The sequence below is a fragment of the Humibacter antri genome, assembly GCF_054777235.1.
Map to the genome: position 1 here is coordinate 1 of NZ_BAAHAW010000020.1, position 14,100 is coordinate 14,100.

Genomic DNA, 14,100 nt, shown 5'->3' on the forward strand with positions numbered 1-14,100 from the left:
TGCCGGACGCGACAGGCCACTACCCCTCAGAGCCTGCCCCAAGGAGCACGAACAACGTAACGGGCAAAACCATCCTGAAACGCAGGAACGGCGGCCATGCAATGGCCGCCGTTCCCAGTGTTTTCTAGGTGAGTAGCGGGAGCGGGACTTGAACCCGCGACACCACGATTATGAGCCGTGTGCTCTAACCACCTGAGCTATCCCGCCGCAGACTCCGTGCCGACTGAGACAGCCGTTGCACCGAGCTGGAGCCCCGAGTCAGGATTGAACTGACGACCCCTTCCTTACCATGGAAGTGCTCTACCACTGAGCTATCGGGGCGCACCGAAAGACGCGAGGTCCGATCGGCAACCGTTCGAGAATACCATCATCGGGCAGCCGGTTCGGCCACGTGCGGGTCCGTGGTAGCGGCGTCGATCACGCGGTGCAACGCGGCACGAAGCGCCTCCAACTCGGACAGCTCGAGGCCGAGACGCTCCACGATCTGCGGCGGAACATCCAGTGCCTTCTCCCGCAGTCGGCGCCCCTTGTCTGTGAGGGTGACGCGCAGCATCCGCTCGTCATTCGGGTCGCGCTCGCGCTTCACCAGACCGGATGCCTCCAGCCGCTTGAGCAACGGAGACAACGTCGCCGGCTCCAGTTGCAGGGCACGACCGATCGCACCGACGGTGCGCGGGCTCTCCTCCCACAAGGCCAGCATCACGAGGTATTGCGGATGCGTCAGCCCGAGCGGCTCCAGCACCGGCCGATACAGCGCGATAACGCTACGGGATGCCACGGCGAGCGCGAAGCACACCTGGTTGCCGAGCTTCAACAGGTCGTCGGGAGCGAGCACGACGTCGGGCGCGACGGATGCCTCGGCATCTACCCAGTGGCTCGCTTCGCTTGCACCTTTTGCCATACAGCACCTCCGGCACCCCATGTTACGCTTACCCTAATTGTTAGTACCCTAATGATTAGGCAATGCTGAGTGAAGAGAGTGTCATGGCACGCGGGTTCTGGGGCTGGTACGAGCGGTTCAATGCCGTCGTCCGCACGTTCACCGGCCCCGCGCAGCTCGGCGCCGGGCATCCGGAGGGTCCCGACGTGCGGCGCGCAGACTCGCCCTGCCCGCTGTGCGGGGCGCCCATGACGGCGCACTCGGTGCTGCGATCGCACGACCAGCGCACGGCCAGCCGACTGGTGTGTCCGGCGGCCGGCGCGGCCTGAGACGGAGAGGGCGGGTTTCGACACGCGCCTTCGACGCTGCTCAACCCGCGGGAGTGATCCAGCGCGGCTCAACCGACGGGAACGGTCCAGCGCTGCCCAACCGACGGGGACGGTCCAGCGCTGCCCAACCGACGGGAACGGTCCAGCGCTGCCCAACCGACGGGAATGATCCAGCGCTGCCCAACCGACGGGAATGGACCAGCGCGGCTCAACCGGTGAGTTGGGCTGGCGATGCGGAGATCGGGACGCGGATGCCCGGCAGCACGATCGCCGCGAACTGCGGGCCCGAGACACGCACTCGTACTCCCCCGTCGTCCTCCTCGGCGGGCGCATCCACCTCGAGTGCGACATCGCCGAATACGACCCGCGCCTGTTCCCAGCCTGCTGCCGACTCGTAAGACAGCCGTACATCCGCCGAGGCGCGCGCCGCGACGACGAGCACCGATTCGTCGGCGTGTTCGCGCACGAACACCAGCACGTCGTCGCCGACATGCAGCCAGCGGAACCCGCCGTCGTTCAGTGCCGGGTGCTCTCGCCGCAGCCGGATCAGCTCGCGGTACAGCCGGTGCGCTTCCTGCGCGTGCGCCGCCGTCGCACCCGTCGCGGCGTCGACGCGCGGATCGCGGGCCGCGTCGTCGAGCAGCTGCCACGGCATGGGCATCCTGGATGCCTCGCCGTCCTCCGCGGTCAGGCCGAACTCGTCACCGGCCCACACCACCGGGATGCCGGGCATCGTCATCGACAGGCCCAACGCGACCGGCACCGCACCGGGCAACGCGTGCGTGCGGAAGCGCGGCACATCGTGAGTGTCCAACGCGTTCATCGTGGCCAGTCGCACGCGCCACGGGAAGGCCGCCGCGTACCGGGTGTGGGCATCCACCAGCTCGTGCCCCGTGTAAGAAGGGATGACCCCGACCGGCTGCCCGAAGTACGTCGATGCACTGTTCGGCTTCGACAGCCAGCCCCACACCGGCCGCGTGAAGTTGGTGTACGTCATGGCACCATGCCAGGCATCTCCCTGGAAGTCCGGCGCGGCGTCGTTCGACGACTCGCCCAGCAGAATCGTGTCGGGGTTCACCTCGACCATCGTGCGACGGATGATGCGCCGCACCTCCCCGTTGAAGTCGTCTTGCCGGTACCGGCCCGTCATGTTCGCGACATCGATGCGCCAGCCGTCGAGCGAGAACGGCGGCTTCAGCCAGTGCGCCACGACCGAGTCCGCCCCCTCGATGAACCGGCGGCGCAGCTCCTGCGACCCCCAGTTCAGCTTGGGCAGGCTGGGCACGCCGAGCCACGACACGTACGCGGTGTGCTCGTCGTTCAGCCAGTAGAAGAAGTCGCTCTCGGGAGCATCCGGATGCCCGTGAGCCGCCCTGAACCACTCGTGCCCGTCTCCGCAGTGATTGGTGGTGAGGTCCCCGATCACCTTCAGCCCGCGTGCGTGCGCCGCGGCGGTGAATCGCACGAGGGCCTCGTCGCCGCCGAGGAGCGGGTCCACATGGTCGAAGGACGCCGCGTCGTAGCGGTGATTCGACCGCCCGGGGAACACGGGCGTGAGGTAGACGAGCGTGACGCCGAGGTCGGCGAGGTAGTCGAGCCGCCCTGCCGCACCGTCGAGGTCGCCACCGTAGAACTGCTGGGAGCGGCCGGGCGGAACGTCGTCCACCGGATCCGCCCAGCGCGCCGGGATGGCCCAGTCGGGTGCCTGGCGCAACCCGGCTGCCGCCGAGCGGGCGAAGCGGTCCGGGAACACCTGATAGAGCACACTGGAGCGCGCCCAGTCCGGCGGTGCGTCGTAGGCGACCAGACGGAAGTCGTCGACGTCCAGCGTCTCGGTGGTCCACAGGCCGGTGGCGTTCAGCCACACGCTCGAGCCATCGCCGCGAGTGATGAGGAATCGGTAGCCGTGCACCGGATTCTCCACGTCGATCGGCGCTTCCCACCAGTCCCAGCCGGAGCCGCCGCCGACGCGTGCAGCCGTGCGCTCAGCGCCGCCCAGCAGCGCGGCATCCGTGAACCGCGGCTCATGATCGGGATTCGATCGCGTGCGCACCGCTCGCACCGGTCCGAACGCGTGCGGGATGCGCACCCGCACCCGTATGGTGTCGCCGAGGTGCGGCGCCGGATTCGAGACGTACAACGGCGATCCGTCGTGGTGGGGCTGCATGGCTCGACAGTACTGTGCGCGGGCACCTGCCTCTGCTCTGCAGCGAGCCGCGTCACCGCGCCCGCGAACCGAGGATCCGAACACGAAGCGGAGCGCGCGGTCAGGGCCGGCCGGGCCCCGTAGAGCCTCGCACGATAAGCCTCGTGGCCAGTTCCTCACGTGGCGCATGGCCGTCGGAGCCGCTGCCCATCCGCCCGATCCTCAGCAGCATCCGCAACGCCGATGCCGCCATCTCGGCGATCGGCTGCTGCACCGTGGTCATCGGCGGAGATGCCCAGCCCGCTTCGGGCAAGTCGTCGAAACCGACGACGCTCAGATCGTCGGGTATCGAGAGCCGCAGCTCGGCGGCTGCGTCGTACACACCGAGCGCCAGCGTCTCCGTGCAGGCGAACACCGCCGTCGGGCGGTCGGATGCGGACAACATCTGCAGTGCGGCCGCTCTGCCCGATGAGCGTTCCCACCCCGCATGCATGTGATGGGATGGCGCGAGGTCCAGGCCGGCTGCAGCCAGCACGGATCGAAAGCCATCGAGGCGCGCCCTGCTGTACTCGAACGAGTCGGAGACGTCGATGACCGCGATTCGGATATGGCCAAGTGCGAGGAGGTGCTCGGCCGCTGAGCGCCCGCCCTGCCAGTTCATCGCACCCACGCTGCCAACCCCGGGTGGAGGCGATGACATCGGATCGAGCAGAACCACCGGCCGACCGGCATCCGACAGTCGCCGCCACTGGTCGCGCGTCGGTTCGACGACCGCCAGAATCGCCCCGTACGACGAACGGCGCAGCACCCTGTCGACCCAATCGGACTCGTCACGCACCAGGGTGATCACGACGTCGAGATCCGCTTCACTGGCGGCACCCTCCACACCGGTCAGGGCGCGGTTCGTCCAGGAGCTCTCCCCCGATGCCAGCACGAAATCGACGAGTCCGGAGTCGTGCCTTGAGATCGGACCCGAGGCTGCGCTCTTGGGGTGCGTGTAACCGAGCTCCTCAGCGACGCGCAGTATGCGCTGCCTGGTCGCCGGTGCGACATCCGTACCTCCGCGCAGCGCCTTCGAAGCCGTCGGGATGCTCGTACCCGCTCGCTCGGCGATTGCGGACAACGTCGGCCGTTTCGCGTCGTCATCAACGGCGACGACGGATCTCTTGGCAGCCACGATGCCATCGTAGAGCACTGTTTGCGCAAATCTTCAGTATCCGAATATGTTGCATTCCCACACATATCGCGGCATGCTTCGGTAAGCACCGAAAACTGCGCGCCCGAATTGCGCAAACTTCTGCAAGCCCGAACGGCAACGTTCAACGACGAACACGCGGCGCGTGCCGCAAGGAGGAACCATGTCGACGTCGACACCCGCGAGCGCCTTCAGCCGGCGCGCATTTCTCTCTCTGGCCGGCGCAGGCGTCGCCACCGCAGCGCTCGCCGCGTGCAGCTCTGGCGGCTCCGGCTCATCCGGCGGAACGCTCAAGTTCTGGAACATGCCGTGGGGCGGTACGAAGTTCAACCCGCTGGACAAGAAGATCACGCTCGCGTACAAGCCGGCAAAGGGCCTGCCCTCCGCGACCTACCAGGAGATCCAGTGGTCGAACTTCAACCAGACCTTCTCGTCGGCGGTCGCCGCGAACACGGGCCCTGCTGTGAGCTCCGGCGGCGGCACGCAGGCGTTCCAGTTCGCGAAGCAGGGCAAGATCGCCTACGCCGACAACCTCATCGAGAGCTGGAAGTCCAACGGCCTCTACGACGACTTCCTGCCTGGACTGCTCGACGCGATGAAGACCGACAAGGGCTACGTCGCCATTCCGTACAACCTCGACATGCGGGTGCTCTGGTACAACAAGACGCTGCTCGACAAAGCCGGCGCCGAGGCACCGACCGATTGGCAGAGCTATCTGGATGCGGCAGCCGCGCTCAAGAAGATCGGGGTGTACGGGTTCAGCCTGAGCAGCAATTCGAGCGGTGGAAACAGCTTCCAAACCCTCACGGGCGTCATGATCAACAACGGAGGAGGCCTCTTCGACGAGGAGCAGAAGCCGAACTGCGTCACGAGCGCCAACATCGAAGCCCTCGACTGGGTGGTCGAGATGGTTCAGAAGGGGTACGTGGACCCGGGCAACCTCGGATACTCCAGCACCAACACCAACACGCAGTGGAGCAACCGCACGTGCGCGATGGGCATCGATGTGCCTGGCCTTCCGCAGAACGTGACAGGAGCCGTTCAGCAGGAGCTCGTGCTCGGTGACCCGCTGGTGAGCGCTGCGGGCAAGAAGGGGGCGCTCTACTTCCCGAACAACATCATGATGTACAAGAACACCCCCAGCCAGAAGGGCTCGGAGGCGTTCCTGACCTATTACTTCAAGCACATGTCCGAGCTGTGGACCCAGAACACGGGTATCGGCCTGCCTCCGCTGAAGTCGATCGCGCAGACCAGTGAATTCAAGTCGAACGCGTCCAACGTCAAGCTCGTGGATGTCTGGCAGCCGATCTGCAAGACGTGGGCGGCGCCCGGCGGCACGGCTCTGTTCGCGAACGTGACGCTCGTGGACAGCACGCCCGCGATGACCACGTTCGCGCAGTCCGTGCTCTCGCAGAAGTCCACGCCGAAGGAGGCGCTCAGCACACTGCAGTCGACCCTCATGTCGCAGCTGAAGAAGTGAGCGCATCCGGCCAACCGGCCAACCCGGTGCTCCCGGGGTTCTACCCGGACCCGTCGATCTGCCGGGTCGGCGACCGGTATCTGCTGGCGAACTCCACGTTCGAGTATCTGCCGGGCATCCCGATCCACGAGAGCACCGATCTTCTGTCGTGGCGGGCGATCGGATCCGCCGTCGTGCATCCGGAAGCCTTCGCTCTCGAGACGGCGAGCGATTCCGGCGGTCTCTACGCCCCGACGATCCGATTTCACGATGGCGTCTACTATCTGGTGGGCACCCAGGTCGACCGCGACCCTGATTCGCAGTTCATCCTCACCGCTATCGACCCCGCGGGCCCGTGGTCGGAGCCGTTGTGGGTGCGCGGCGCAGACGGGTTCGACCCATCCATCCTCTTCCACGGCGACACCGCATACTGGTCTGCCGCACGTCCCTCGCAACCGGCGGAGCACGAGGGCCAGACGGAGATCTGGCTGCGCCAGATCGACGTCGCAACCGGCCACCTGCTCGGCGACGAAACGGTGATCTGGCGGGGGTCGGCACGCAACGCAGTGTGGTCCGAGGGCCCCCACCTGTTCGAGCACGAGGGCTGGTTCTACCTGCTGACGGCCGAGGGCGGCACATACCGCGATCATGCGGTCGTCATCGCACGCTCCGAGACCATCACGGGACCGTACGAGGGATGCCCGCGCAACCCGATCCTCACGCACCGCCATCTCGGCAGCGCCTATCCAGTGCAGAACGTCGGCCACGCCGACTTCGTCGAACGGCTCGATGGAACCTGGGCGGCCGTCGTGCTGGGCGTGCGGGTCGACGAAGGCAGGCACCTGCTCGGACGTGAGACCTTCGTCGTCGACGTGACCTGGGAGGAGGGCTGGCCAGTGGTCAGCCCCGGCGCGGGCGTGCTCTGCGACGTCGGGGACCGAGCGGATGCCTGGACGCAGCATCCTGCCCGCATCGGCACGGCCCTCACCGTGCGCGGCGCGGCGGACTTCGCCGACGAGACGGCAGATGGAGTCATACTCGCCGTCACCACGGAAGAACCCGGGACAGCGCGGCGCCCGTCTGCGCTGTTCCATCGGCTGAAGCACCGGGCAGCACAGTTGAACGTGAAGTTCGGCGAGATCACGTCGGGCGCTGTCGCGGGACTGGCGCTACGCCAAAGCGACGCATACTCGATCCGCCTCGAGTCGGACGGCGCCTCGGTTCGGGTCGTCGAACGCATCGCCGGCGCGGAAGTCGAGCACGACTGCTGGACGCTCGCCGGTGCGGGCGAGCTGGACGTCGTCGCCGAGCTCGAACCGTCGCGTGTTCACTTTCGCGTCGGAGCACGCTCGTCGGCCGTTGTCGGCACCGCCGTACTCAGTTCCGAGGTTGCTGGCGGGTTCGTCGGCACCGTGTGGGGGCCATATGTGTCAGGCCCTCCGGGCGCCCGCGCTCTCGTGACCGGACTGAGCTACACCGGACGGGGCCATGGCGCCCCGCGCTCGACCGCGCCCGAGACATCCTGAACCGGCGGCTCGGTCCGGCAATCCGATGCCAGCCAGACCGAGCCGCCGTCATACGGTGGAACCATGACGGAGACCCTGGCACCGGCGGCGACGACAGAGACGGCACGGTCGGCGGGCAGCACCGGGCTCGAATGGTGGCGCACCGCCGTGATCTACCAGGTGTACCCGCGGTCGTTCGCCGACAGCAACGGAGACGGAGTCGGCGACCTGCCCGGCATCACCGCACACCTGCCGGCCCTGCACGATCTCGGCGTCGACGCGGTCTGGCTCTCCCCCTTCATGACCTCCCCGCAACGCGACGCCGGCTACGACGTCGCCGACTACTGCGACGTGGATCCCCTCTTCGGAACCCTCGACGACTTCGATCGGTTGCTCACGGCCGCACACGACCTCGGCCTGCGCGTCATCGTCGACCTGGTGCCCAACCACACGTCGTCCGACCACCGCTGGTTCCAGGAGGCGCTGGCATCCGCTCCCGGCGGCGAGGCGTGCAGTCGCTACTGGTTCCGCGACGGCGAAGGCGAAAACGGTGATCTCCCGCCGAACAACTGGGAGTCGGTCTTCGGCGGTCCCGCCTGGAGCCGCACCACGAACGCCGACGGAACGCCCGGCCAGTGGTACCTGCATCTGTTCGACGCGTCACAGCCCGACCTCAACTGGGAGAGCCCGTGGGTGTGGGAGCAGTTCCGCGGCATCCTGAGGTTCTGGCTGGATCGCGGCGTCGACGGGTTTCGCATCGACGTCGCGCACGGCATGGTCAAAGCGAAGGGCCTGCCCGACTACACGCCGGAGCAGCGCGGCGGATCGCTGAGCGGCGCAGGTGTCACGCTCGGGCCCGGCATCGACGACGAGGCAGCTGGTTCACCGATGTGGGCTCAGGAGGGCGGCCACGACATCTTCCGCGACTGGCACGAAGTGCTCGCGGAGTACGACGGTGATCGTGCACTGTGCGGAGAGGCATGGGTGAGCCCGCCCGCGAAGCTCGCGAGGTACGTGCGCCCCGATGAGATGCAGCAGACATTCAACTTCACCTACCTCGAGACGCCGTGGAATCCGGATGCCCTTCGCGAAGTGATCGCGGACTCTCTCGCGGCGTTCAATGGTGTCGGCGCACCGAGCACGTGGGTGCTCTCGAATCACGACGTGATCCGCCATCCCACTCGCTTCGGCCTCACCGAGGAGATCCCGCAGGGTTATGGAATCGGACCCGAGACGCCGTTCCGGCCCGATGAGAGGCTCGGTCTACAGCGCGCACGTGCCGCGACGACCGTGATGCTGGCATTGCCCGGTTCGGCGTACGTCTACCAGGGCGAGGAGCTGGGGCTCCCCGAGGTGATCGACCTGCCCGACTCCGCCAGACAGGACCCCACGTGGTTCCGCTCCGGCGGCGAGCACTATGGACGTGACGGATGCCGAGTGCCGATCCCGTGGACCGCCTCCGGGCTCTCGTACGGCTTCAGCGACAACGGGAAGAGCTGGCTGCCGCAGCCCGCCGAGTGGGCGACGATGGCGCGCGACGTCGAGAATGGCGAGCCCGACTCCACGCTCTCGCTGTACAAACTGCTGCTCGCCGAGCGCGAGCGACGCTCGCTCGGCAGCGGGAGCCTGGAATGGCTGGAGGGCTACGGCGACGACGTCGTGGCGTTCCGCAACGGAGACGTCACGGTTCTGGGCAACCTGGGGCAGGCATCCGTTCCGCTCCCGGTCGGCGAGGTGATCGTCGCGAGCAAACGGCTCGACGGTGCGGAGCTGCCCGCCGACACGGCAGTCTGGGTCGTGGGCCGAACCGCATCCGCCGGTTGAGTTCGGGTCCCAGACGCCGGTGCCGGCGAGACGCGCAGCGAGGGGACGGCAATGCGGCCGGGAGCGAAACCGATTGCGGGTTTCGACAAGCTCAACCCACGGGAATGGCCGAAGCCACGGGAGCGGCTCAACCTGCGGGAGTGGCTCAACCCACGCGAGCGGCTCAACCTGCGCGAGCGGCTCAACCCACGCGAGCGGCTCAACCTGCGCGAGCGGCTCAAGCTGCGGAGTGGCTCAAGCCACGGGAATGGCCGAAGCCACGGGAGCGGCTCAAGCTGCCGGAGCGGCTCAGCCGCCTGCGGACCGCTCAGCGGTCGACGACGCCGAGCTCGTCGAGAATCGGCTCGAGCTGCGCGAAGAGACCCGGCTCCGCCGCGATGGTCAGCGCGCGGCTCGCGGCCGCACCGTGCAGGCCGGCGACCTTCGCGCCCGCCTCCGTCGCGACCAGCGCACCGCCCGCGTGGTCCCAGGGCTTGAGGCCCTTCTCGTAGTAGGCATCCAACCGCCCGGCCGCGACGTTGCACAGGTCGAGGGAGGCCGCACCGATCCGGCGAATGTCGCGCACCCTCGGAATGAGCATGCTCACCGCCTCGGCCTGCAGCCCCCGCCGGCGGGAGTCGTACGAGAACCCGGTGCCCAGCAGGGCGAGTGACAACTGTTTTCCGGTGGCCACCTGCAGCCGCTTGCTCCCGAGGTAGGCGCCGCCGCCCGCGCTCGCCGTGTACACCTCGCCGTTGGCGGGATTGACGACAGCGGATGCCAGCGAGCGCCACGTATTCGGATCAGGGTCGCCCTCCACCGCGGCGATCGAGACGGCGTAGGCCGGAATGCCATAGAGGTAGTTGACCGTGCCGTCGATCGGGTCGACGATCCACGTCAGCCCGCTGGTGCTCGCGCTCGCGTCGCTCTCCTCGCCGAAGAAGCCATCGCCGGGGCGGGCGTCAGCTATGCGTCCCCTGATGAGGTCTTCGGACTCGCGGTCGGCCGCCGTGACGATGTCTTCGGGGGCCGTCTTCGTCGCTGCAACCTCGACCCCTTCCTCACGCCTGGCGCGGACGAGGTCGCCCGCCTCGCAGGCGATCGTGCGGGCAAGGTTCAGGAGCTCATAGATCGGGGAGGGCACCCTCCGATGCTAGATGGCGTCGCGAGCTGCGGCTTCTCAGACGGTTCAGCGCGGCCGCTCGGCCCTCGACCGGAGGATCCCTTTGGCGTGTCGCGCGCATCTGATCTATTCTCCTTTCGTCGAAGCTTTGTTCGACATATCCGTGAGGAGGTCTGCCGTGAGCATCACTCATACCACCGACATCGTCACCGTCTGGATCAATGAAGACGGCGTTCCGAGACGGATGTTCTGGGCCGGCCGCCGCTACCGGGTCACCGACACTCCCACTCGGCTCGGGCCCGAGCCCGGCGTTCCCCTGAGCCCGGCGATCACGCATCCGCCCACACCGCTGAAGGGGTGGCGCTTTCAGGGCACCAGCGACGACGACGACACCCGCGTGTTCGACGTGCGACTGGCTGATCCCGGCGTGTGGGAGCTGATCCGCGTCATCGATTGAGTGCGCACGGTCGCTCGGCGGCACGCATATGCTCGTCGCTGCTCGACGCCGCACCTCTGCACGTCTCCGCACCTCTGCACGTCTCCGCACCTCTGCACGTCTCCGCACCTCCGCACGTCTCCACACCTCTGCGCATCTCCGCGCCTCTGCACGTCTCCGCACGACTCGACATGCTCGGTCGACTCGGCCAGTCAGGCAAGCTCGGCCCTCGGCTCGGTCGCATCTATGTCAGCATGTGTTCGTGAGCACCGGGGCTGATGACTTCGCGCAGGATGCGGTCGACGCGGCGGAAATCGCCGCGTCGAGGCATCCGTCGGACAAGCCGATCTACCGAGCGACGCCGCAGGAGGCCATCGCCCGATACTTCACGAAGTACGCGGTGTTCCACGGCCGGGCGAGCCGCAGCGAGTTCTGGTGGGCCTACGCGCTGAACGTCGTGCTGTTCCTGCTCGCGGGCATCGGTGTCGAGATGGCGAACAGTCTGGCGGGACCATCCGCGCCCCGACCCACGACGGGGAGCACGGTCATCGGCATCGTGTTCGGGCTGTACGCGCTCGCCGTGATCGTGCCGACCATCGCAGTGATCGTGCGCCGGCTGCACGATGCGAACCTGGCTGGATGGTGGTTCCTGCTCACGCTCATTCCGTTCGCCGGGTCTGTGATCGGCGTGATCTTCGGCATCCTGCCGAAGCAAGGTAACGGCACGCGGTTCGACCGGGCCTGATCGGTCGCGGTGCGCCTGATCGATCTGGTGCTGGCTTGATCGGTCGCGGTACGGGCCTGATCGGCCACGGTGCAGGCCTGATCGGCCACGGTGCAGGCCTGAATGCTGACCCTGTCCGCCGCCGCTTCGTGCCGGAAGGTGCAGACCGCCGCACCGCCCCGAGTGCTATTGTCCCGAGCGTTTGCCGGTCTGCTGTTCCCACAGCTCGAGCTCGCGCGTCAGCGCCTTCGCCAGTTCGAAGACCTGCTCGGGCGGAATGCGAACTCGGGTCACGACTCGCGCGTTCACCGACCGCTGCGGTTCGCCGTCTTCGTCGAGGGTCTCGGTGGCCGGACCGCGCAGCGACGCGAAGTCGAGCACGAACACGCTGTCGGTGTGCCAGATGCTCGCGAAGTCCGCGAAACTGCCTGCTTCGACCTCGGCTGCGATGTCGAAGTTGATCTGCGTCGGAACGTTCCGCTGCTCGTCGGGCATGCCGCCCCCCTCACGATCCGTCGACCGCCGTTCGACCGTCGCTTGCGAGCCTATCCGGACATCCGGTCTGCATCGCTCGCGACGACCGTTGCCCCAGTCGGACGTCGGCGGTGCGCGTCATGACGGATACGTGACCGGGAACGCCGCATCATCGCCGCTGTGCTGCACGCGATTCTGCGCATCCACCATGATCACCTTCGGTCGCACCGCGGAGGCCTTCGAGAGCTTCACCGACCCGTACGCCATCACGATCACCCGGTCACCCACGCTCACAAGGCGTGCCGCCGCGCCGTTCGCGCCGATCACGCCAGAGCCGGGTTCGCCCTCGATGACGTACGTCTCGAACCGCGCTCCGTTGTCGATGTTGACCACGCTGACCTTCTCGCCCACGAGAATGCCGGATCCCGCAAGCAGGTCGGCATCCACCGTCAACGAACCGACGTAGTGCAGATCGGCCCTGGTCACCGTCGCGCGGTGAATCTTGGCACGGAGCACGGTGACTCGCACGGAGGGACTCCTCAGCGGTAGGGGGCGGGGTGCGTCAGTTTATCGGTTCGGTCGATCGGTGCCCCGTGTCCCCCGTTGTGGAGCAGGATGAGGCGAGCCCGACCTGCTGTGACTGCGCTCCGGGAGTCATACAGTCAAGACTGCAGACTGCAATGGCTGCGCCGGTGATGAGCGGAGGCATCGTGCTAGGTGCGGTTTCGAGTGGGACGAGACGATCTCCCCGAAGAGCAGTGATCGGATGTGCCACCGTCGTCGCACTGGCGGTGGCCGCGGGACTCAACGGCTGCACGACATCGCCGACACCGACGGCATCACCCCGATCCTCTGCGGCGGCCGAATCGACGCAGGCGAAGGGCATCGCCTCCATCGTGCGGACAGCCATGACGCAGCAGCACCTGAAGGCCGTGATCGTGCGGGTCACGGTGGGCGGCAAGGTGGTCACCACGCAGGCGTTCGGCGACTCCATGACCGGCGTGCCCGCGAAGACCGACATGCAGTTCCGCAATGGTGCCGTCGCCTTCGAATACGTGAGCAATCTGCTGCTGCAGTATGTCGACGAGCACAAGGTGACCCTGGACGACACGATCGACAAGTGGATGCCGCAGCTCCCGGATGCCGACAAGGTCACCCTCAAGATGCTCGCGAACCAGACATCCGGCTATCCCGACTTCGAGACGGACCCGGGGTGGACTGCGGCGTACAACACGAACCCGTTCCACCTCTTCACGTTCGACGAACGGATCAAGTACGCCTTCGACCGACCGTTGGAATTCGCGCCGGGGACCAACTGGAGCTACTCGCACACCAACTTCATGATCCTCGGTCACATCCTCGCCATGATCGGCGAGAAGCCGCTGGATCAGCTGCTCGAGCAGAAGGTGCTCGCCCCGATGGGTTTGAAGCACACCGTCGCGAACTCGACCGCGGTCTTCCCCGGTCCGACCCTGCACGCCTACAGCTCCGAGCGGCGGGTGCAACTGGGGGTACCGGCGGGCACACCGTTCTATGAGGAGTCGACGTACTGGAACCCCGCATGGGGGACGCCGGACGGGGCGGCCGAGACCACCGACATCACCGATATGACCACTACTGCTGTGGCGATCGGCACGGGCAAGCTGCTGTCGAAGAACAGCTTCCACGCCATGACCGACTCCAAGCTGATCGGTTTCGGTACGCACCTGCCGGTGTGCGGCGGCTCATGCTTCACGCAGGTCGACGGATACAACTACGGCCTCGGAGTGGTGCGCTCCGGACCGTGGATGCTGCAGAATCCGCTGCTCAGCGGGTATAGCGCCGCCGAGGCGTATCTGCCGTCGAAGAAGATCGCCATCGCCGTCGCCTGCACGTTCACGCCCGCCGCCTTCGACGATCAGGGGAACTATGCGAATGCCGCCGACACACTGTTCCGGCAGATCGGCGGGTACCTCGCACCGAACGATGCGCCGCCGATGAAGAAGTGATGGTGTTCCCGCCACGTGTTCGCAGCTGAGGGTCGACG

The 14,100-nt window shown here is 67.0% G+C and carries 13 protein-coding genes and 2 tRNA genes; 7 read left to right on the forward strand and 8 right to left on the reverse strand.

The window, feature by feature from the left end:
- Window positions 1–133: 133 nt before the first annotated feature.
- The 3 genes from ACYVDK_RS08810 to ACYVDK_RS08820 form a co-directional block, all read right to left on the reverse strand.
- Window positions 134–207 (reverse strand) — tRNA-Met (locus ACYVDK_RS08810).
- 39 nt (window positions 208–246) lie between these two features.
- A tRNA-Thr gene (locus tag ACYVDK_RS08815) sits at window positions 247–321 on the reverse strand.
- A 46-nt stretch (window positions 322–367) separates the two neighbouring features.
- Window positions 368–901, reverse strand: coding sequence for a MarR family winged helix-turn-helix transcriptional regulator (locus ACYVDK_RS08820; RefSeq protein ID WP_460520778.1), 534 nt, complete (start codon window positions 899–901; stop codon window positions 368–370).
- 83 nt (window positions 902–984) lie between these two features.
- Between ACYVDK_RS08820 and ACYVDK_RS08825 the strand changes: the two genes are divergently transcribed.
- Entirely contained in the window at window positions 985–1,209 is a 225-nt protein-coding gene (locus ACYVDK_RS08825) for a hypothetical protein (RefSeq protein WP_460520780.1), read from the forward strand.
- A 208-nt stretch (window positions 1,210–1,417) separates the two neighbouring features.
- On the opposite strand, the gene ACYVDK_RS08830 is transcribed toward ACYVDK_RS08825, so the two are convergent.
- Both ACYVDK_RS08830 and ACYVDK_RS08835 read right to left on the reverse strand, forming a co-directional pair.
- The gene (locus tag ACYVDK_RS08830; protein WP_460520782.1) at window positions 1,418–3,376 is read right to left on the reverse strand and encodes a glycoside hydrolase family 13 protein; all 1,959 of its coding nucleotides are present in this window, start codon (window positions 3,374–3,376) and stop codon (window positions 1,418–1,420) included.
- A 100-nt stretch (window positions 3,377–3,476) separates the two neighbouring features.
- Complete coding sequence (locus tag ACYVDK_RS08835) at window positions 3,477–4,532, reverse strand: LacI family DNA-binding transcriptional regulator (protein WP_460520784.1); 1,056 nt, start codon at window positions 4,530–4,532, stop codon at window positions 3,477–3,479.
- Window positions 4,533–4,713: 181 nt separating this feature from the next.
- On the opposite strand from ACYVDK_RS08835, the gene ACYVDK_RS08840 reads away from it, so the two are divergent.
- The 3 genes from ACYVDK_RS08840 (at window position 4,714) to ACYVDK_RS08850 (ending at window position 9,338) form a co-directional block, all read left to right on the forward strand.
- Window positions 4,714–6,030 carry an ABC transporter substrate-binding protein gene (locus tag ACYVDK_RS08840; RefSeq protein WP_460520786.1) on the forward strand — a complete coding sequence of 439 codons (1,317 nt, stop codon included), beginning with the start codon at window positions 4,714–4,716 and terminating at the stop codon, window positions 6,028–6,030.
- Entirely contained in the window at window positions 6,027–7,535 is a 1,509-nt protein-coding gene (locus tag ACYVDK_RS08845) for a glycoside hydrolase family 43 protein (RefSeq protein WP_460520788.1), read from the forward strand. The genes ACYVDK_RS08840 and ACYVDK_RS08845 overlap by 4 nt, the downstream gene beginning before the upstream one ends.
- A 63-nt stretch (window positions 7,536–7,598) precedes the next feature.
- Entirely contained in the window at window positions 7,599–9,338 is a 1,740-nt protein-coding gene (locus ACYVDK_RS08850; RefSeq protein WP_460520790.1) for a glycoside hydrolase family 13 protein, read from the forward strand.
- A gap of 307 nt (window positions 9,339–9,645) precedes the next feature.
- Here the strand turns inward: ACYVDK_RS08850 and ACYVDK_RS08855 are convergent, their stop codons facing one another.
- Window positions 9,646–10,461 (reverse strand): inositol monophosphatase family protein, encoded by an 816-nt coding sequence (locus ACYVDK_RS08855; RefSeq protein WP_460520792.1) that lies wholly within the window; start codon window positions 10,459–10,461, stop codon window positions 9,646–9,648.
- Window positions 10,462–10,618: 157 nt separating this feature from the next.
- Here ACYVDK_RS08855 and ACYVDK_RS08860 point away from each other — a divergent pair, with 157 nt between their 5' ends.
- Both ACYVDK_RS08860 and ACYVDK_RS08865 read left to right on the forward strand, forming a co-directional pair.
- The gene (locus ACYVDK_RS08860) at window positions 10,619–10,897 is read left to right on the forward strand and encodes a DUF6504 family protein (RefSeq protein ID WP_460520794.1); all 279 of its coding nucleotides are present in this window, start codon (window positions 10,619–10,621) and stop codon (window positions 10,895–10,897) included.
- Between the two features lie 241 nt (window positions 10,898–11,138).
- Window positions 11,139–11,621 carry a DUF805 domain-containing protein gene (locus tag ACYVDK_RS08865; protein ID WP_460520796.1) on the forward strand — a complete coding sequence of 161 codons (483 nt, stop codon included), beginning with the start codon at window positions 11,139–11,141 and terminating at the stop codon, window positions 11,619–11,621.
- A gap of 165 nt (window positions 11,622–11,786) precedes the next feature.
- On the opposite strand, the gene ACYVDK_RS08870 is transcribed toward ACYVDK_RS08865, so the two are convergent.
- Together ACYVDK_RS08870 and panD are read right to left on the reverse strand one after the other, a co-directional pair.
- Window positions 11,787–12,095 carry a DUF3467 domain-containing protein gene (locus ACYVDK_RS08870; protein WP_460520798.1) on the reverse strand — a complete coding sequence of 103 codons (309 nt, stop codon included), beginning with the start codon at window positions 12,093–12,095 and terminating at the stop codon, window positions 11,787–11,789.
- A 117-nt stretch (window positions 12,096–12,212) separates the two neighbouring features.
- Window positions 12,213–12,602: an aspartate 1-decarboxylase gene (panD, locus tag ACYVDK_RS08875; protein ID WP_460520799.1), complete on the reverse strand. Its 390-nt coding sequence runs from the start codon at window positions 12,600–12,602 to the stop codon at window positions 12,213–12,215.
- Between the two features lie 230 nt (window positions 12,603–12,832).
- Here panD and ACYVDK_RS08880 point away from each other — a divergent pair, with 230 nt between their 5' ends.
- Complete coding sequence (locus tag ACYVDK_RS08880) at window positions 12,833–14,062, forward strand: serine hydrolase domain-containing protein (protein WP_460520801.1); 1,230 nt, start codon at window positions 12,833–12,835, stop codon at window positions 14,060–14,062.
- Window positions 14,063–14,100: the final 38 nt, after the last annotated feature.